The following is an 18,818-nucleotide window of genomic DNA, read 5'->3' as shown; positions in this document are numbered from 1 at the left end:
TCTAAGACTTTCTGGTATAGTTCACTTATCATTTTCGTTATTTAGGTCATATATAGTAAATATGACTTATCTTTTTTGGGAGTCTGTGTCTGTATTCCATGCTACATAAGCTTTTCAGCTTGCTTGTCCCCCTGTCAGCTCGGATACTCCTATAATATCTGATTGTCGCAGTTGATGCTGTTTGCGTAAAGAGGCAATCGCTCGACCAAGAATCTGATCATGTTCTAATTTAATCGATGCAAACTTTTGTTTTGCTTTTGGTTCAATCACACTCAAAAAAGCCGCTATATCAAGCAAATCATTGTGAGGCTGCATCTACTATTTGTGACCTTCTCTCACTGATGGTGAGCAGCAAAAGTTATTAAAAGAGGGCGAATACGATTCGCCCCTACAATAATATTATCCCGCCAATGGTAGGGGCGCATCGTGGTCAGTGAGTTGCTCGAACTGCGTGCGCCCAAAATGTGATAATGTTTGCTTAACCTAGAACGATCAAAGCGTTAGATTAGAGAGAGTCCTTTTTTGAGAGATATTTAAACCTGATGGTCTGGCCTTTTAAACCGAAAACCCGCAAACAAATCGCTCGAATAGAAATTACAGGTGCAATTGCCTCCGATACCCGCCAAAGAGTCTTAAAAGCCCTAGAAATCGTCAAAGAAAGGCAATATCCCGCCCTACTTCTCCGCATTGACTCCCCCGGGGGAACCGTGGGGGATTCCCAAGAAATTTATGAAGCATTGAAGCGGTTACAAAAAAACACGAAAATAATCGCTAGTTTTGGCAATATTTCCGCCTCTGGCGGCGTTTATATCGGTATGGGGGCTAATTATATTATGGCTAACCCCGGCACGATTACCGGCTCGATCGGTGTTATCCTGAGAGGGAACAATCTGGAAAGATTGTTGGATAAGGTGGGAGTTTCGTTTAAAGTGATTAAATCGGGCCCTTATAAAGATATTCTCTCCTTCGATCGAGAATTAACTGATGAAGAAGAAAGAATTCTCCAGGATATGATCGATACCAGTTATCAGCAATTTCTGCAAACCGTCGCCGGAGCCAGAAATTTAGATGTCAATCAGGTGAAAAGTTTTGCCGATGGGCGCATTTTTACCGGTCAACAGGCGTTAGAATTAGGAGTGGTCGATCGCCTGGGAACCGAGGAAGATGCCCGACTTTGGGCGCTAGAATTGGCAGGATTACCCCCAGATAAAACTAAATGTCAGACTATCGAAGAACCGAAACCCCTCCTCAGTCGTCTGACGGGCAATCGTTCCCAAATACCCCTAGGATTACAAAAAACCCTACAGCGTCTAGAATTTGAATTGGAAGTTAACGGACAACTATTGTGGTTATACCGCCCCTGATGGCTAGATTAAAGTCGAGAAAAAGGGCGCGTTAACCCCTAAAATTGACTCATCAGGATTAGCGGAGGATGACAATCGTGCAGTGGAAGGTTCGAGCCATTCGGGGAGCGACGACAGTAACGGTTAATACTATTGAAGCTATACGAGAAGCAGTAACAGAACTCCTCGAAGCGATCGAAATTCACAATAGTCTCGATCCCGATGATATTGTTAGTATTATCTTTACGGCAACTCAGGATTTAGACGCGATTTTCCCCGCTGCTATCGCTCGCGAACGTCCCCATTGGCAAAATGTCCCCCTCCTCGATGTGCAACAGATGCACGTCGCTGGTAGTCTGGACAAGTGTATTCGGGTAATTCTCCACGTTAATACTCCCAAACTGCAAAGCGAAATGCAGCACGTCTATCTGCAAGGGGCGAAAAATCTTCGCCCCGATTGGCAGATTTCTCCAGTAACTATTAATCGCTAAAATTTTCGATAACTGACTAAATCCCCATTTCCGACAGCCAACTCAAAATTAATTGATTGACTTTTTCGGGATGTTCATCGTGGGGACAGTGACCGGCTTTGGCAATCGGATAAAATTGGGTATTATTTCCCATTTTAGCTCTTTCTTGGTAAATTACCGAACCAGCGATCGGTGTCCAAGGGTCATCCTCTCCCCAGAGTACCAATAAAGGGCGATCGATTGGCGGTAATAATTCCTGGGGAGAAGGTCCGGGGGGTGCTGTCAACACCGATGCAAACACTCCCCACGCACCCGCATCACAGGAGGGTTGATAGAGAATTTCGACTAATTCCTCGGTAATCGCGGTATGGTCGCGATAAACCTGTTTTAAGGTGTTACGGATGCGATTTTTCTGCCTTACCTGTTCAAAAATAAACTTTCCTGTCACGGGAGAACTAACTAAACCGGTAAAGGCAGCCATGATTAAACGCAAAGGGAAATTTAATTCTTCGGGACGATGGTTTAATCCTCCAGCACAGTTAATAATTACTCCTCCGGCAGTGATTTCGGGAGATTCTGCCATCAGCATTAAGCTAATCAGTCCCCCGATGGAATTACCGACAAATACGGTCGGTTTTGCGATTTTTTCCCGCCAAAAGTCTTGTATTTGCCGCAGCCAAAGGTTGAGACTATAATCTAAAGCGGGCTTATCCGCACCCCCAAATCCCAAGAGATCTAGGGCATAGACTTGATAGCCATTTTCCGCTAAAACGGGGATATTTTTGCGCCAATGACCGATAGATGCCCCAAAACCGTGAATTAATACTAGGGGTTGTCCTTCTCCCCGCACGGTGTAGGGGATGGTGTGACCTTGCCATGTCCAAGACAATTGTTCTAAGCTAGTCGCAGTGATCGGAGATTGTAGTGCCATTGTATGAAGTTTTATTAAGTGATATTTAAATTATAGAGTAAAAATCAGCCGAGAATTTATGCCACAACGCCAGACTTTTACCAATAACTCGATGGCAATTTCCTATTTACAATGGAGCGATCGAGGTATGCCTCTATTATTATTGCACGGCATGGCGGATCATGCTTTGGTTTGGTCAAGTTTGGGCGATTATTTAAGCTCAAATTATCAAGTTATTGCCCCAGATTTGCGGGGACATGGGGAAAGCGGTAAACCAGCAACGGGTTATCACTTTCAGGATTATATCAGCGATTTAAGGGCTTTAATTAATCATTTAGGTTGGACGCAAGCACATATTTTAGGTCATTCTTGGAGTGCTAAAATAGCGGCAATTTGGGCAACTCAACAGCCGGAAGTATTTAAGAGTTTAATTTTAGTCGATCCCTTTTTTATCGATAAAATGCCTAATTGGATTAGGATAACTTTTCCAATTCTCTATCAAGTTTTGCCCTTTTTAAAGATTACTCGCTCCTTTGATAGTTATCAGAGCCTAGAAGCGATCGCTCGTCAATTAAAACAATATAAAGGTTGGTCAAATTTACAGCAAGAGGTGTTTAAAAATGCCATTGAACAAAAAGCGGATGGCAGTTGGAGCAGTAAATTTACTTTATCGGCACGCGGGGAAATTTTTGAGGATGTCATGGGGTTTGCTGGATTAACTAAAGCTTTAGATATTCCCAGTTTATTAGTCCTTCCCCAACAGGGATTAAATCGCACTGCTTGGCAAATTCAATCCTATAAAAAGTATTTAACTTCTCTAGAGATTAAAAAAATACCGGGTAATCATTGGGCATTTTTAGGGGAACCTGAAACTTTTAATCAAGCGGTGGCCGAGTTTTTATCTGTTCAGGAAAATGACGATGTTTAATTAGAAGGTAATTGAGTTAATTTTAAGCTGGATTACGCTGCCCTAAGTAGGTAGGTATTAAAAACTTTCAGCTCCCCCCCTTATCAAGGGGGGATTAAGGGGGGATTAAACCTAAAATCCATTTTTAATTTAATTATAACCAGCTACTTAACACCCTAAGTTTATATAAATTTCTTCGGCAATCTTCCTGCTACCTCCAGATTCTCCCACTCTAATTTTACCATTCTCTAAACATCTGTGTAAATAACGAGAATCTGCCAAAATATCGACAATTTTAACCGCAGCATTTTTAAATAAATTCACCTCCGTGGGTTTCTTTCCAATAGTTATCACCGATTCCCCTAATAAGCGCATTTGTGCCTCAGCAAAAGGGTAGGTAAATTGGGGACCAAATCCGGGTATTTGTAGGACGGGTTTTCCTAATCCTACCGCTTGTTCTACTGCTGTCCCCGCCATGGCTAAACAAGCGTCACAATGGTGTAGAATATCGGCAAAAGCATCACGATAACAGTACAATAAAGCCCCATTTTTCTCTAGTTTTCCCGCTCCTAAATAATGCCATCCCTCTTGTTTACCTAAATTTTCTAAGTCGGTTTCTCTGATGCTAGGAATGATAGCAGCCCGAAACTGCATCGGTTTAATTTTAACTATTTCCTCACAGACTTGTAACTGTAAAGCTAAATTACTCAAAGCTTCGGGTAAACGACTCCCCGCTAATAAAGCAATCATGGGAATTTGACTATCTAATTCTAAATCTTTACCCGTTGGTGTTAAGACATCCATAATCGGATAGCCAGCAAAAATCGCTTTTTTAATACCCCGATTTTGTAAATCTGTTGCTGTATATTTATCCCTGGTAAAAACCCTCAAGCAATTCTTCGATCTTAAACATAATTTTGTCAGTAAAGGTAATTTAATTGTACCTTCATAATAACTGGAAGTAGAAACAATAAAAGCCACAAAAGGACGACCAGTTAAACGAGCGATCGCAATCGGCACTATATCCCCCACTGCTATCAATAAATCACAATTCTTACTAACTTTAAAAGCTGCCTGAATTTGTTTAATAGTTAGACCAATTAATCCCGCTCCAATATCTTTAATCCAATTAAAGGGATTAGTATAAATAATTCCCCCCGATGGCATAGTGGCAGTGGGTGCAATGATTGGTACTGGCAATTTTTGATAAGCTTTTCCCTCTCCCACTAAAGGCAAAGCAGCTATAGATAATTGGGGCTGAATTTTTTGTAATTCTCCCACAATTAAACTAGCATTTAAATCCTCGCCATGACCATTACTAAGAAATAAAACCTGTTTAAGCATCGATTTCGTATCCTCTCTATTCCCTTGCCGCCAAAGAAACCGCCACCGTCACCGATTTTGCTTCTATTTGCTTGCTGACTAGCAAAATCTCGCCCATTTTTAAAGCGGCGGCTTCGGCGACGCTAGGGGTTCCCCCTTGCTTGTTGACAATGGCTGAGGGATTGGGGACATTAATATCTCTCAACTCCTCGGCAGTAAAGGTTTTTAGGGGTAATCCTTTCTCCTGACAGTAGGCAATTAAACCCCGTTCATCAGCTTTGATGTCAAGGGTGGCGATACCAGCAATAGCGGCTAAAGAGAGGTGATAACGCTGAAAAACAGCCCTAATTGCCCTATCTATGACCGCTTTCTCCGTCCCACGGATGCAACCTATGCCTAGCCATAATACTCGTCCATGCCATTGCACTTTTGCCCCGGAAGAATCGGCGGGTGAGTGGAAAGCAGGGGAAGCGCCAGTCATCATCGGTGTTGCCTCTAATTGTTGCGGGATTAGGGTTGCCAACGGGGAGAATCACCTTGGGGCTGTTTGGTCAGCTAAAAAACATTTAAGAGAGCCTTCATAAATTAATGTAAAGAAGATGGATTGTTTCTCGCCGCTCCCCGATACCTTTTTAACAGGATTGATTTTTCTAATACATCTGTGCTACTAGGGCGCAGATTCTGCGCCCTAGATACCTTACTATCCTAGCGGGTTAAGGCCGCGCCTCTTGCGTATAAAGTGCGGGCATAATCGGTCCAAGTACCCTGGCCCCAATAACGGAAACAACTGGTTTGCACGAGCAAATTATAAAGCAGTGCCTCCAGATAATCTGGCCGTCGGGTAAAACTAGGATCCGCCTGTACTAAAGGATCATATTTCTCGTGGAATTGAGCGCTTAATTGGTTCATCGGTTCGAGGACATTTTCGTAACCGCGCACCCAACTGAGATCATTTGTCCAAGATGCCCCATCCATGCTAAAACGGTAGTCGGACTGTTTTAACTCAGCGATCGCCTGTTCTACCGCTTCCGGGGTAGCGGCATCCGGATTAACTCGCTGCCAGATTTTATGCTGGTGTACGGCTTGAATTGGGGGATAATCTTGGGGATTAACGCCAGCAGCCTCGATTAACTCCAGATATTCCGTGCCGTTAAATCCTGCCACACTGGAACCCCCCTGCATTTCCCGCCAAGGATTGGGAAAATCGCGAGGAAATTCATTCATCATCACGCCACCATTTTCACCGTCGGCAATCTGGGAACCTAGGGAAGGAACCCAAACGCCGCCGATTTGCTGTTTACCTCGGCATTTGGCCTCGTGGTAGGGTTGCATTTGGGCAACTAATTTGGTGTCGGAACCCTGGGTTTTAATCAAAGCAGTAATCGCAATCACTTCCCCGCGAGAATTACGGGCCACCAGGCGATTAGGAATATATTTTTGTTCCTGACTCAATCCCGAACCGTCGAGATTTTCCACCGAGTGTTCCTGTACCAATAACCAACGATAGCCGCATTCTTTCAGGGCTTTAATATACTCGTAGAGGGTATCGGGATGGTTAGGAAGGTGCATTTCCGGGGGAGAGAACCCTTTGACTCGTTTCAGAGCATCCGGGCCAAAAATCGAGGCAAAATAGGTTTGCCATGCTTGCATCTGTAATTTTAGATCAGGAATCGGTGTGGAAGGAGCCACCGCATGACTCCACATCGTTCCCAACCATTCCACATAGGGTTGATATTGACTGTTACAGGTGATTAATTTGAGTTTATCGAGGATATCCTGCCGTCCCATCTGCACCAAACCCCAGAGGAGATTGCCGGAATAATCGAGCATAATCCGGGGATTACAGCCTTCCGCCACCAATTCCGGGATAAAATCGCCCATGCGACTGTAACACCAAGCAAAAACACTGGCATTATGGTTATCGCCATCCCCTTGATTCTCGAACATATGCTGGAGATTGCAGATTAATTCCCCGTTAACACCCGCCGGGATGGTGGGTTGGTGCATATGCAAGGCACAGGCAAAACCAGCCTTAATATTGTCTAATTTGAGATTTGTTGTCGGTAAAAAGATCGGATCATCGTGATTAACAATCGCCGCGATTTCCTGTTCCCAACCGCAAATAGTCGGTAGTCCGGGGCGGATTTCCGTGATAGGGTTCGATTTCGATGATACGGGTGTAGCGATCATAATTTTTCAGGCGAATAGATTGAGATAGTTTGTCCCCACTCTCCCAGGGACAACTTTTTTGACTGGCAACAGGTCACTCCTGACTGTTCACTGCTAACTGAGCTAAGAGTGCGGACTTGATCCTATCCCATTTATACTGGGAGTAACCCCCTCCAGACACAAGCCTTCGTAACTCGTTAAAAATCAAGATGATTCTTTACTGAACTTAACCGATCCTCGCACTATGATACAAACAACTATCCGCCCTTTTACCTGTAAATTTTAACCATGTTCTCGGCGACTACCGAAATTCTTGTTATCTTCTTCCTCATCCTCCTCAATGGAGTCTTTGCTCTCTCGGAAATTGCCATTGTCTCGGCGCGCAAAGTCCGTTTGGAACAATTAGCCAGAGATGATCGAAGGGCGGCGGTGGCCTTAAAATTGGCCAATGATCCCAATCAAATTTTATCGACGGTGCAGATTGGCATTACCCTCGTGGGAATCTTTGCCGGGGCCTACGGAGGAGCGAATTTATCGGTCAGTGTGGCGCAATTATTGGCGCAAGTTCCCGTTTTAGCCCCCTATAGTCAAGCTTTGGGATTAGGATTAGTGGTGTTAATTATTACCTATCTATCCCTGGTGGTGGGGGAATTAGTGCCGAAACGGTTAGGTTTAAGTAATCCTGAAAAAATCGCTATCCTCGTTGCTGATCCTCTCAATAGGTTATCAAAAATTGTTTCGCCCGTTGTCCATCTTTTGAGTCAATCAACTAATCTGATTCTCGGTTTGTTGGGGATTAGCGGCAATAATAATGATTCCCCCATTACGGAGGAAGAATTAAAAATTATGCTTAAACAGGGAACCGAAGCGGGAACCTTTGAGGAAGCAGAACAGGATATGGTGGAAAGGGTGTTAGGATTAAGCGATCGCCGAGTCAGTCAGATTATGACCACGCGTCCAGATGTTGTTTGGTTAGATTTGGAAGATAGTGCCGAAATTAACCGCCAGAAGCTAATTGAGAGCAATCATACCCGTTTTCCTGTGTGTCAGGGCAGTTTAGATGAGGTTTTGGGGGTAATCGAAGTCACAGACTTATTAGCGGATTGTTTAACCGGTGAAAGTTTCGACCTAACGAAGGATTTACAACAGCCGCTTTTTGTGCCGGAAAGCACTAGGGGTTTAAAGGTTTTAGAATTGGTGCAGCAAAGTGGTCATCATATTGCCTTGGTAGTGGATGAGTACGGGGTGATTCAAGGATTGGTGACGCGCCAGGATATTTTAGAGGCAATTGTCGGCGATTTACCCCAATTAGATAATATTGAAGATGCTCAGATCGTGCAGCGGGAAGATGGTTCTTGGTTGATCGATGGGACAGTGGCGATCGAAGATTTTAAAGAATTATTTGAAATCAGTGAATTACCCGGGGAAAAACAGGGCAATTATCACACTTTAGGGGGTTTTATTATTACCCATCTTGGTAGGATTCCGGGGGCTGCCGATCATTTTGAATGGCAAAGGTTGCGCTTGGAAGTGGTGGATATGGACGGTAATCGCGTCGATAAGGTGTTAGTCACGCTCTTGTTGGATGATTTGTAAGTAATTGTTAGTAAACATCTAGATTTTTTCAAGCTTGTGAAGACCGATACAATTTTTTATCAACTCTTGCAAACCTTTCCGTGGTTAATTTTTGAATTACCGGGAGAATCAACCCAGAAAGCTGAAAATTATCAATTTTCCTCCCGAGAAATCAAAGAATTAGCGCGTCGTTTTGACGGTATTTTTTTACCGACCACAGCAGCACCGGAACTAATTATTTACTTTGTTGAAGTGCAATTTCAGGATAAAAGTGATTTTTATTGGCGATTTTTAACAGAAATTGTCATCTATCTCAATCAGTATAAACCCGTTCAGGATTGGATAGCTGTAGCTTTATTTGCCTCCAGGAATCTGGATAATAACTTTCCCTATCAACTGCGGGGATTTGAGATAACGGGACAGATCAGACCTATTTATTTAGATGAATTAATCGATAGTCCGGCTCCGTCTCTGGGTTTAGGAATTATTCAGTTAATTGTCGCTACACCCCAATTAGCACAGCAACGAGGAAAACCACTTTTAGAAAAAGCGATCGCTGAAATTGATGATCTAGTTTTCCAGCAAAAAGTTGTAGAATTAATTGAAAGAACCTTAGCCTATAAATTTACTAATCTTAGTCGTGCGGAGTTAGAAGCTATGTTCGGATTAGATGATCTCAGACAAACTCGACTTTATCAAGAAGCTAAAGAAGAAGGTCGTGAAGAAGGTCGTGAAGAAGCTAAAACTGAAGCGATCGCTGGTTTACTAGCTTTAGGTTTAAGTATAGAACAGATTGCCACTGCTTTGCAATTAGAACTTACCAAAGTACAAGAGACAGCAGCAAAATTATCCTCCCAAAATTAGAGGGGTAAATTATCAAGTTTCTCCCTGATTTTACCCTATTCATTCATATTACGATAGGTAGCCACTGCCGAGGGAGAAATGCGATTGAGGTAACGGAAAATCCAATATTTTAAGACTGTATCCAAGATAACGGGAAAAGTGGCGATAAAGAGAAAATTAAACTCGCGATTTTCCGGTAAACCGAAATGACGACTTAACCCTTCTAGGATCACTTCCCAACCGTGGGGAGAGTGGAAACCGACAAATATATCGGTAAAGAGAATAATTAAAAAAGCTTTAGCTGAATCGCTAAGATTATAGAGAATGCCATCAAGAAAAGACTTGACAATCTCGATTTCCCGACGACTAAAAGCGATAACAAAACCAAAGGCAATCAGGGAACAAATATCGGCGAAAATATTAGCGATCGCATTTAAACCTCGTTGGCGAAATTCTTCACTTAGTACCGCCGCTTTTTTAGTAATTTCTCCCTCGATTTCTTCGTTAGATAATTTGGGTGCTAAACCAATCATACCTCGAAAATGTAAAGCTTCCTCAAATCTTCTCAATTCCGAAAAAGCTTCTTCTTCTAAATCCTGATTGATAAAAATAAACTGTTCCTGTTGTTGGAAATATTTATTAACCAAGGGGGTAATCAGGAAAGTTTTGGTTAATTGCTGGGTTAATAAAGGAACAATAATTAACAGTAAAATAAACTTGAGGGAAATGGCTGTTTTATAACGAGAATTGCGAAATTTCTTTAAAACTGCCTCCTCCGATTCCTCCGCTTGGGGATCAATTTCCTGTTTAATGCGATTAAAAGTGTTGACAAAAGAACGGGGCAAAACCCCCGGTTTTTCCGTAGCTTTTTGGGATTTATTGCTTTTGATTATTTCCTCATCTTCAATACTACCCGCCGCTAAAAAAGAGCGATTCCTGGAAGTTTTATTTTTGGCTGTTTCCTGCTCAAAATTTCGGTTCTGGAGACTTTTGGGGACATCTTCAATATCTTCTTGCCAATAATTATCTTGATATTTTCCGATAATACTATCGATAAACTGAAGTTTTTTCAGACAAACATCTGTGGTGACAGTAATCACCCCATTATTAATTGTCGGTTGATTGGGTCCGAAGGTATTAACGATCGAGCGACTAGCTTTAAACTCCGTCAATCTGACTTTAATTTTTTGCAGATAACCTTTAACTTCTGCGATAAAATAGGAATTAGTGCTGCTGCCATAATTCGAGAATTCATTCGCCACTTTTCGCCCTTGAAAATGCTTGTCTTCTATCTCCTTAATCTTTAAAGCCGCATGATACGCCTCATCTAAAGAACGTTCAGGAGTTTGTAATAACCATTGATTAACACCTTGCAAAATCCGATTAAGATTCATAGGAAACAATTACTTCCACAAGGAAAAAAGCTAGAGTACCGATAAGTCATCTTAACAAATACAATCCCGAAAAAACGATGTCAATCATACCAATTTGGATCGAAGGTGGGACGCGATCGGGAAAAACCACCGCTTTAGTCGGGGAATTTCGGCGCTGGGTTGTTTCTCAACGTCAGTCCCAGGATTCATTGTATCTCGATCGACCGAAATCATCGCCCCTTCCCCGATCGATCTTAGTTTTCGCTGCCAACGATGATAAGAAACGGGAATTAGCCGATCAATTGGCCCTTGCTGTTAAGGGTAGCTATCCGATTCTCTGCAAAACCCCTTTAGGTTTTCTCACCGATGAAGTCATCCTGTTTTGGCCGTTAATTTTCGAGTTTTTGGGGCTAAAAGCGCAATTTCCCCGCCGATTACACCCAGAAACGGAACAGGAACTCGCCACCCGTCTCTGGCAACCAGCGATCGCTAAATTCTTCCAGCCTACCAGCATAAATGAATATCGTTTCGTCCGTCAAGTTCTCGATTTGTTACAATTAGCCGGCGCTAGTGGTGTTCCCGCAGAAAAGATACCCGAAAGATTAGCCGACGGATTATCAGAAACAGATTTAAAACGAGTTTTAGCGATTAATGAGCAGGAAACACCAGAAAAAGTGGGAGAATTAATCATTCAATGGCGTGATTGGTCTCTAGAACGTGGTTTATTAAGTTATGGTATCATCTACGAACTCTATTGGCGCTATTTATTTCCTGATAGTCGTTATCAGCAGCAACTATTAAAACGCTTCCGGGGAGTTTTTGCGGACGATGTGGACGATTATCCGGCTATTGCCAAGGATTTACTCAGTTTTTTCCTCGATCATGATTGTTTTAGCGTTTTTACCTACAATCCCCAGGGAAAAATTCGCTTAGGATTAACTGCCGATCCCGATTATCTACAAAAATTAGCGGCACGCTGTCAAATTATGCCATTATCTACCACTAACGGGTTAGCCGCTCAGTTTAGCGAGACGATTCTCTCCTTAGTCAGCGAAGGTAACTATCTTGGCAATCTTCCCGATCAATTCATCTCCCTGCAAACCACCTCTCGCGCTGAATTGTTACGGAAGACAGCCACAGCTATTATTCAAGCAGTCAAGCAAGGAGCAGTAAAACCCGAAGAAATCGCCGTTATTGCCCCCGGTTTAGACGAAATCGCCCGTTATAGCCTGATGGAAATTTTAACCGGTGCCGGGATAGCCGTTCAACCCCTCAACGAACAACGACCCCTGATCAGTTGTCCTCTGATTCGGGCATTATTGACCCTTCTCGCCCTTGTTTACGAAAATTTGGGGCGTTTAGCCCCCCAAGAGGCCATAGCGGAAATGCTGGTGATTTTTAGCCGTTATCGCTGGGATGAAGAACGAAATTTAATTCCCGATATCGATCCAGTTCGCGCCGGATTAATTGCCGATCATTGTTATCAAGTGCATCCAGAAAATCCCCGCTTATTAGCGATCAAAACTTTTCCCCGTTGGGATCGCTTAGGACAAAAAGCTTGTACTGCCTACGAAAGAATTTGTCACTGGATCGAAGGGATGAAAAAACGGCAGCAGCAAGCGAAACTTTTCCCGATTTTTGTCTTAAATCAAGCGATCGAACAATTATTAAACGATGGGGAAAATTTGCCCTTCGATCACTTGGCAGCTTTGCGAGAATTAATGGAAACTGCCCAACATTTTTGGGAGATTGATCGCCGTTTGTGTGAGAGTGAACCCTCTTTTCAAAGTCCCAGCGACACTATTAATCAGTTTATCCAACTTTTGCGCCGTGGTACAATTACCGCTAATCCCTATCCTGTGCGACAATTTATTAAATCTTCCTCGGCAGTTACCCTAGGCAATATCTTTCAATATCGTTCTTTTCGTTCTAGTCATCGTTGGCATTTTTGGCTAGATTGTTCCTCTCCACTCTGGGAACAAGGAGGTGCTGCTACTCTTTTTGCTGCGCCAATTTTTTGGCGAGAAAGTCCCTATCAACGCTGGACAACAGAAGCAGAATTAGAGGAAAATCAGGCCCGTTTACAGAGAGTTTTAAGGGATTTATTGGCAAGGGTAAGCGAAAAAGTTATCCTCTGTCACAGTGATTTAAGTGTATCGGGAACCGATCAAACTGGACAACTTTTATCCTTAGTACAAGCGGCAAAAGAATATAATTACAGCGTTTCTCATCAAGATGAAGTATAACCTAAGTTGCTATTAAGGAAAACTTCCTATCTCACCATCACCAATGCAGCCTGGCGATGGATAATAGAGAGAACCCTGTCTTGGTTGCATAAATCTAGAGGATTATGTGGGAATTAAGTAAGTAGTTATAATTAAATTGAAGATAGATTTTGTCTTTGATCCCCCCTTGATAAGGGGGGTGACGATAGGCGGGGGGAGCTGACAGTTTTTAATACCTAACTACTTAATCCCTTTCAGGTAATCCCTAGAATTAATAGTAACAATCTCACCCCCCCTTATCCTGATCGGTTAGCCAAAAATTGTCACCTTTCCGATTTAACCCTCTGCTAACCAGCGCACGGCATCCTTAGCGTGGTAGGTTAAGATAATATCGGCACCCGCCCGTTTAAAGCTGGTTAAAGTCTCTAAAGTCACCCGTTTTTCGTCAATCCAGCCATTTAACGCCGCCGCTTTAATCATTGAATATTCCCCCGATACATTGTAGGCAGCCACGGGTAAATTAGTCATTTCCTTGATTCTCCAGATAATATCCAGGTAAGATAGAGCAGGTTTAACCATTAACATATCTGCTCCCTCTAATAGGTCTAATTCCACCTCTTTTAAAGCTTCCCTGGCATTACCCGGATCCATTTGGTAGGTTCTGCGATCGCCGAATTGGGGGGTAGAATCGGCGGCATCCCGAAACGGACCATAATAGGCAGAGGCATATTTAGCCGTATAGGAAAGAATCGGTGTATCACTATAACCCGCCTCATCCAATCCTTGACGAATTGCCTGCACAAAACCATCCATCATTCCCGAAGGTGCAATGATATCCACTCCCGCTTTTACCTGAGAAACGGCGGTTTTTTGCAATAATCCCAGAGTAGGATCGTTTAATACCCTGCCGGTTAAATCTCCCGTTTGCAGATAACCACAATGACCGTGGTTGGTATATTCACACAAACAAGTATCGGCGACAATGAGTAGATCGGGAACTGCCTCTTTAATTGCTGTGGCCGCTTTTTGGACAATACCATGATCGTGCCATGCTCCCGTCGCCTCTGTGTCTTTACTTTCCGGCAGCCCGAATAAAATAATCGCTGGAATTCCTAAATCCCGCACTTCCTTGGCTTCATCAACAATTTTATCGATTGATAATTGGTACACCCCCGGCATCGATTTCACTTCCTGGGCAATACCTTCCCCCGCCGTGGCGAAAAGAGGATAGATAAAGTCATTGGCTGTCAAGACGGTTTCACTCACCAGACGGCGCATTTGAGGGGTTTGACGCAGACGACGGGGGCGATGAATAGGAAACATAGTTTTTTGTGATTAAATCGGGAATCTGGTCTCGATTCTTTAGTTTAAATCTTTGCTGAGGATGAACACAAATCAATTCAGCCAGCTGCTGGCTGCCGGCAGCTATAGGCAATATTTAGTTATTTTGAGCTTAATCAAACTATTTAGGTCATTTTTGACCTAATAAACCTCTATCGTCGTTTTGAGGGCGAAAAATCAGCAATTTGACTAAAATTTAATCTTTATAGCGATCAATTTTGCTGTCGCCACCACCTCCTCTCTTTACAAAACTTTACCTCATCAGTTTTCAGTTCACCGATGGCTCTCTTGGATAGAGGTGCAAGCGTTCACTGATTACTGTTTACTGTTCACTGTTCACTGACTCCCAAATCCCATCTCCATTTGGGAGAAGGATCGTTTATTCTAGGAAGTAAGAGCGATCAATTCAGGATTTTTGCTATGGTCAACTTAGGTGATTTAGTCAAAAAAGCAGTTTATTTGGGTGTAGGCATTGCCGCTTATGCCGCCGAAAAAGCTGAAGTAAATTTACAAGAATTAAGAAATCAAGCCCAAAAATTAGCCGATGAGATGATTGCTCGCGGCGAAATAAACGCGGAAGAAGCGCGCAAATACGTCGATGAGTGGGTGAAACAGGCACAACAGCAAACCGTAGAAGGTAACGAATCTAATATTCCCCATGAACCCCGACGGATAGAAATTATTGAAGATGAGGAGGACACCAAAGCAGCTGATCCCAAAGTAGATGAATTGCGGCAAAAGGTGGAACGTCTTCAGGAGGAATTACGGAAACTGCAACAGGATTAAAACCTAGATTTTAGGGATAAATAACTAATTATTACCAGACAAGGGATGCAAGTATAAACATGGACGATTGGCAGAAGGATTTTTGGGAAGTGATCGAAACTGTGGCACTGGGAATTGAAACTTTTTTCCAAGAAGTAGCCCAAACTATCGAAGAAATTAATGAGGAGATTATCATCGATCTGGAACAGTTTATTCAAGAGGTTTTACCCCAGGAATTAGAAGAATTTTTTAACTCCGATCAATCCCCATTTTCGGAATTAGATGAACCCTCGGATTTTACCCTCACTCCTAAGGTTAACCCCGATCCTAACACCCATGCTGCTTGTATCGGTTGCCGTAATTATCACGGTTATATCTACGGAGGCAATCTTCTCGTCTGCGGTTTCCATCCCTACGGTTGGGATAGTGATAGTTGTCCCGATTGGCAAGCAGAGGATTAATTATTTTTCTATAAAATCAGGTAGGGTTATTATCCCTACCCATAACTTTTATCTCAAAGCAATTATCCGTCATTTTTAGTTAAGAATTACCCTTGGGAGCATGGTAAGGTTCAGAATCAAAAGGCTGCATCCCCACATCGGGATATTCATCATTGTTGGGACTAAAAATGCGAGCGAAAGCCTCTGTTAGGTACTGGACAAAATTGTGTAATGTATCCTTGATATTCATTGCTTTTCTCTCCGACTCTCGACAACAATCTCTTTTTCGGATCAGGTTGATTCACCCCTCCATCCCCATTATCTGTCCAGAATCTCATCAATTGTTGACTTTTGAGATAATTCTTGAATAATCTTCATAAGACTTTATATTTTTTCTTGTTTATCTAAACTTTTATAATAATTCTTGTCTTTTTGTAAAGGAAAGATTATTCAATTAAATCGCTGAACAGATATTTGATTGTTGTCCAGAAAACACCGTATCTTTGTTGATCATCTAAGCATAAATATCCATTGACAAAAACTTTTCATTGAGCATTATCTATCTCCTCATCCAAAAAAAGCTCGATGGCTTTCTGACGAAGTTCTTTAATTTTGTTGAGGTTTAATCCCAACTTTTCGATAGTATTAAAAGATGGGGTCACTAAAATAGATTCAGATAAATAGTTAATCGTGAATATAAGCTTTTTACAGTTGTTTTTTTTCGGGGCGATCTCGCTAACCCTAACTTTCACCCTCGGCTATGTTAGCCTGAGAGCGATCTCGCGCTTTACCGTCAAGGAATGTATGGCCCTTGCTGGTGCTTGGGGAATGGCTTTACAATCAGCGATCGCTTTCGTTAATTTTCTTTGTGGCTTTTCCGGAAGAACTTTTTTCCTGTTAGCGACGGCTGGTTTATTTATTATCTCTCTATGGTTACTGACGCGACAATTGTGGCAAGCGGAAGAAAGAGAAAACTATCGATGGCTATACCTAGCGATCTTGTTCTGGCTCGTCCTGCTAGGGATGCAATTCTTCGTCGTGCTTTACAGTGGGGGATTTTACTACGGGGATTGGTGGATGCACTTCGATATCGCTCAAATTTTTTTGGGACTTCAGAAAACCGATACGGTTTACTTTGGAACTTATAATGTTACTTCTAGAACTCCTTTATTCAATCTATTTTCCAGTTATTATCTGGCACTTTTAGAAAATTCATTTGCGGTTTATCAAATTACTGCGATTTTACCAGGAGTATTCCTGACCCTCCTAATCCCTCTCTTTCTGCGTCCGTCGTTAATTCCGTTAGCCTTTTTCCTCGTGGCTTTCAGTCCCTATTTGAGTAATATGATCACCTACCCGTGGCCGAAGGTATTGGCCACGGTCTATATCTTAACCGGCATCTATTTCTATCTCGACTTGAGAAACAATCCCCGCACAAGAGTCTATTCGCCTTCCTGGATTGGCTGTGGAGTTAGTTGGGGATTAGCTTTTCTCAGTCATCCTTCTGCCATACTCTATGTGATCGCCCCGATCATCGATAATCTCTGGGTAAATCGTAAAAATTTAGCTCTTGTAGTCCGTCAGTTATTTTTTCCATTAATCCTAATGATCGCCGTGTGTCTTCCCTGGTATTTATGGGGAATCTCTCACTTCGGTCTCGCTTCTATCTTCCAGACGGCAATGGGAACGACGGGGGGGGCGACCGCGAGCGTTAGAATTTCCGATGCTTTCAACAATGCCTGGTCCAGCGTTTATCCCCTAGAACTTTCCGACGCGGTTCAAGATCGAATCCAGAAAGGCCCCGGAGAGGGGAGCGAGCTTTACATCTTACGCTATCGGCTGTGGAATTCATGGTTTCGCTTGTATTTTAGTGTTTTAGCCGGCTCTATAACGATAACCCTGAGCGCCGTCCTTCTGACGGTTTTCGGGAAACGAGTTTTCGGAAAAGTTAAGGGTAAACCTTTGTTTCCCAGATCATTTTTAGTATCGGTACTCGCGAGCGGTTTTTTGGGAGGTTGTTTCCTGCAACCCGGATTTCATCGCGGGGGAATTATCGGCGAGAGTATGACTCCTATCGTGGTTCTGTTGCTCTTGATCGTTACCGAATATCTGGCCATGTTACCCGTGAGACTGAAACAGTTAATTATCTTCACTATCGTGGGAGAGTTCGTTCTTTCTCGGGGGATTCACTTGTTATTTCTCGGTGCGGAAAAAACGGTAGTTTGGGATGGAAATGCCGATCTAAAAACTAACTATAGTTTACAATTCGCCCGGGATATGATCGGTACTCTGATCGGCTTATTTATGGCGATAGTTGCTTTAATCATTTTCCTGGTGATCGGTTGGAAAACCGTATCGGAAGGCGGTGATCCTGGAGAATCCTTGCAATAACGATTTCCCTTTGCGGGCGATCAATTTTTTGCAAGCAGGATTAGCAATCAATAGAACTGCAAGTGAAATCAATCGAGTGACCGAAAAACCATTTTTATTTTGCTACTCCTTATCATTCTTGGGAGTTAATCGTACTATTAAAAAGGGATTTAGTATCATACCCTATTGACAATTGGCAAATTGTGTGGGCATTTCAAGTGATACCAGTCAATCAGAATAGTTATACTAAATCCCTTGAGTATAGGCTACTTATAAGAATAGGCACTCATGCAAGAGGGGCAATAAATAATCAGTTTTTAATAACCAGATTTAGTATGACTATCGTACCCCGAATGGGGTATTCTCTGAAAATAGATCAGACGGTGATGCTATTCAGACTTGAACCGGCGGTTTATCCTTGAAGTTCAGTAATTTGCCGTTGTTTTTCATTGATTTTTGTATCGGCAAGATTTGCTTATATTTGAGATAATTACTAGAGAATGACTCTCCAATAATTGCCAGTAAAACTTAGATAGGGTTAAGAGACAGTAGGACAAGGAATAGAAAAAAATATCGACCAGAGAAATAATATCTAGTTTTGGCACAGAACCAGATAGTTATAATAGAACTCTTGCAAATTAATTATATGTTATAATGATTGGTTAACTAATTTTCCCAAAAAAATTAGTTAATCAGTACATTCGTCCTGAATGAAAACTTGAAGTTTAACTTTTAACTCAAAACTCTTTAGAGCTGCTTTAATT

At 42.4% G+C, this 18,818-nt stretch carries 16 protein-coding genes; 9 read left to right on the top strand and 7 right to left on the bottom strand.

Translation table 11 applies throughout. From position 1 onward, the window contains the following. The first annotated feature begins 542 nt into the window (after positions 1-542). Positions 543-1,364 (top strand): signal peptide peptidase SppA, encoded by an 822-nt coding sequence (gene sppA / locus IM473_RS21080; RefSeq protein WP_287660514.1) that lies wholly within the window; start codon positions 543-545, stop codon positions 1,362-1,364. 68 nt (positions 1,365-1,432) lie between these two features. Further along, on the top strand, positions 1,433-1,834 hold the full coding sequence (gene aroH / locus IM473_RS21075) for a chorismate mutase (RefSeq protein WP_287660513.1): 402 nt from the start codon (positions 1,433-1,435) through the stop codon (positions 1,832-1,834). Positions 1,835-1,850: 16 nt separating this feature from the next. Here aroH and IM473_RS21070 read toward each other — a convergent pair whose 3' ends face one another. Then, on the bottom strand, positions 1,851-2,744 hold the full coding sequence (locus IM473_RS21070; protein ID WP_287660512.1) for an alpha/beta fold hydrolase: 894 nt from the start codon (positions 2,742-2,744) through the stop codon (positions 1,851-1,853). Between the two features lie 58 nt (positions 2,745-2,802). Here IM473_RS21070 and IM473_RS21065 point away from each other — a divergent pair, with 58 nt between their 5' ends. Next, positions 2,803-3,651 carry an alpha/beta fold hydrolase gene (locus IM473_RS21065; RefSeq protein ID WP_287660511.1) on the top strand — a complete coding sequence of 283 codons (849 nt, stop codon included), beginning with the start codon at positions 2,803-2,805 and terminating at the stop codon, positions 3,649-3,651. A gap of 147 nt (positions 3,652-3,798) precedes the next feature. Here the strand turns inward: IM473_RS21065 and IM473_RS21060 are convergent, their stop codons facing one another. From IM473_RS21060 to IM473_RS21050, 3 genes are all read right to left on the bottom strand, one after another. Then, complete coding sequence (locus IM473_RS21060) at positions 3,799-4,974, bottom strand: lipid-A-disaccharide synthase-related protein (RefSeq protein ID WP_287660510.1); 1,176 nt, start codon at positions 4,972-4,974, stop codon at positions 3,799-3,801. 16 nt (positions 4,975-4,990) lie between these two features. Continuing rightward, positions 4,991-5,434 carry a cobalamin biosynthesis protein gene (locus IM473_RS21055; protein ID WP_287660515.1) on the bottom strand — a complete coding sequence of 148 codons (444 nt, stop codon included), beginning with the start codon at positions 5,432-5,434 and terminating at the stop codon, positions 4,991-4,993. A 224-nt stretch (positions 5,435-5,658) separates the two neighbouring features. Then, the gene (locus IM473_RS21050; protein WP_287660509.1) at positions 5,659-7,143 is read right to left on the bottom strand and encodes a polysaccharide deacetylase family protein; all 1,485 of its coding nucleotides are present in this window, start codon (positions 7,141-7,143) and stop codon (positions 5,659-5,661) included. A 267-nt stretch (positions 7,144-7,410) separates the two neighbouring features. Here IM473_RS21050 and IM473_RS21045 point away from each other — a divergent pair, with 267 nt between their 5' ends. Together IM473_RS21045 and IM473_RS21040 are read left to right on the top strand one after the other, a co-directional pair. Further along, on the top strand, positions 7,411-8,718 hold the full coding sequence (locus IM473_RS21045) for a hemolysin family protein (RefSeq protein ID WP_287660508.1): 1,308 nt from the start codon (positions 7,411-7,413) through the stop codon (positions 8,716-8,718). Positions 8,719-8,754: 36 nt separating this feature from the next. Continuing rightward, positions 8,755-9,561: an Rpn family recombination-promoting nuclease/putative transposase gene (locus tag IM473_RS21040; protein WP_287660507.1), complete on the top strand. Its 807-nt coding sequence runs from the start codon at positions 8,755-8,757 to the stop codon at positions 9,559-9,561. 35 nt (positions 9,562-9,596) lie between these two features. On the opposite strand, the gene IM473_RS21035 is transcribed toward IM473_RS21040, so the two are convergent. Further along, complete coding sequence (locus IM473_RS21035; protein WP_287660506.1) at positions 9,597-10,934, bottom strand: proton extrusion protein PcxA; 1,338 nt, start codon at positions 10,932-10,934, stop codon at positions 9,597-9,599. A 77-nt stretch (positions 10,935-11,011) separates the two neighbouring features. Between IM473_RS21035 and IM473_RS21030 the strand changes: the two genes are divergently transcribed. Further along, complete coding sequence (locus IM473_RS21030; RefSeq protein ID WP_287660505.1) at positions 11,012-13,159, top strand: recombinase family protein; 2,148 nt, start codon at positions 11,012-11,014, stop codon at positions 13,157-13,159. Positions 13,160-13,474: 315 nt separating this feature from the next. Here IM473_RS21030 and hemB read toward each other — a convergent pair whose 3' ends face one another. Further along, positions 13,475-14,461, bottom strand: a complete 987-nt coding sequence (hemB, locus tag IM473_RS21025; protein WP_287660503.1) for a porphobilinogen synthase — start codon at positions 14,459-14,461, stop codon at positions 13,475-13,477. Positions 14,462-14,899: 438 nt separating this feature from the next. On the opposite strand from hemB, the gene IM473_RS21020 reads away from it, so the two are divergent. Then, the gene (locus tag IM473_RS21020; RefSeq protein ID WP_287660502.1) at positions 14,900-15,265 is read left to right on the top strand and encodes a phasin family protein; all 366 of its coding nucleotides are present in this window, start codon (positions 14,900-14,902) and stop codon (positions 15,263-15,265) included. A gap of 59 nt (positions 15,266-15,324) precedes the next feature. After that, the gene (locus IM473_RS21015; RefSeq protein ID WP_287660501.1) at positions 15,325-15,705 is read left to right on the top strand and encodes a hypothetical protein; all 381 of its coding nucleotides are present in this window, start codon (positions 15,325-15,327) and stop codon (positions 15,703-15,705) included. 79 nt (positions 15,706-15,784) lie between these two features. On the opposite strand, the gene IM473_RS21010 is transcribed toward IM473_RS21015, so the two are convergent. Then, a complete protein-coding gene (locus tag IM473_RS21010) occupies positions 15,785-15,934 on the bottom strand; it encodes a hypothetical protein (protein WP_002752187.1) in 150 nt (49 codons plus the stop codon). 440 nt (positions 15,935-16,374) lie between these two features. Between IM473_RS21010 and IM473_RS21005 the strand changes: the two genes are divergently transcribed. After that, positions 16,375-18,075 carry a hypothetical protein gene (locus IM473_RS21005; protein ID WP_287660500.1) on the top strand — a complete coding sequence of 567 codons (1,701 nt, stop codon included), beginning with the start codon at positions 16,375-16,377 and terminating at the stop codon, positions 18,073-18,075. Positions 18,076-18,818: the final 743 nt, after the last annotated feature.

It is taken from the genome of Microcystis sp. M015S2, from assembly GCF_020245945.1.
Classification (GTDB): Bacteria; Cyanobacteriota; Cyanobacteriia; order Cyanobacteriales; family Microcystaceae; genus Microcystis.
The sequence above is the reverse complement of the archived record's forward strand: the minus strand, read 5'-3'. Positions and strand labels throughout refer to the sequence as shown.

Bases quoted from the DNA above. Each gene is read 5' to 3' on its own strand.
- IM473_RS21060 (WP_287660510.1), bottom strand. From the start codon at position 4,974: ATGCTTAAACAGGTTTTATTTCTTAGTAATGGTCATGGCGAGGATTTA.
- IM473_RS21050 (WP_287660509.1), bottom strand. From the start codon at position 7,143: ATGATCGCTACACCCGTATCATCGAAATCGAACCCTATCACGGAAATC.
- sppA (WP_287660514.1), top strand. From the start codon at position 543: ATGGTCTGGCCTTTTAAACCGAAAACCCGCAAACAAATCGCTCGAATA.
- IM473_RS21015 (WP_287660501.1), top strand. From the start codon at position 15,325: ATGGACGATTGGCAGAAGGATTTTTGGGAAGTGATCGAAACTGTGGCA.
- IM473_RS21010 (WP_002752187.1), bottom strand. From the start codon at position 15,934: ATGAATATCAAGGATACATTACACAATTTTGTCCAGTACCTAACAGAG.
- hemB (WP_287660503.1), bottom strand. From the start codon at position 14,461: ATGTTTCCTATTCATCGCCCCCGTCGTCTGCGTCAAACCCCTCAAATG.
- IM473_RS21035 (WP_287660506.1), bottom strand. From the start codon at position 10,934: ATGAATCTTAATCGGATTTTGCAAGGTGTTAATCAATGGTTATTACAA.
- IM473_RS21020 (WP_287660502.1), top strand. From the start codon at position 14,900: ATGGTCAACTTAGGTGATTTAGTCAAAAAAGCAGTTTATTTGGGTGTA.
- IM473_RS21030 (WP_287660505.1), top strand. From the start codon at position 11,012: ATGTCAATCATACCAATTTGGATCGAAGGTGGGACGCGATCGGGAAAA.
- IM473_RS21065 (WP_287660511.1), top strand. From the start codon at position 2,803: ATGCCACAACGCCAGACTTTTACCAATAACTCGATGGCAATTTCCTAT.
- IM473_RS21070 (WP_287660512.1), bottom strand. From the start codon at position 2,744: ATGGCACTACAATCTCCGATCACTGCGACTAGCTTAGAACAATTGTCT.
- IM473_RS21055 (WP_287660515.1), bottom strand. From the start codon at position 5,434: ATGACTGGCGCTTCCCCTGCTTTCCACTCACCCGCCGATTCTTCCGGG.
- aroH (WP_287660513.1), top strand. From the start codon at position 1,433: ATGACAATCGTGCAGTGGAAGGTTCGAGCCATTCGGGGAGCGACGACA.
- IM473_RS21045 (WP_287660508.1), top strand. From the start codon at position 7,411: ATGTTCTCGGCGACTACCGAAATTCTTGTTATCTTCTTCCTCATCCTC.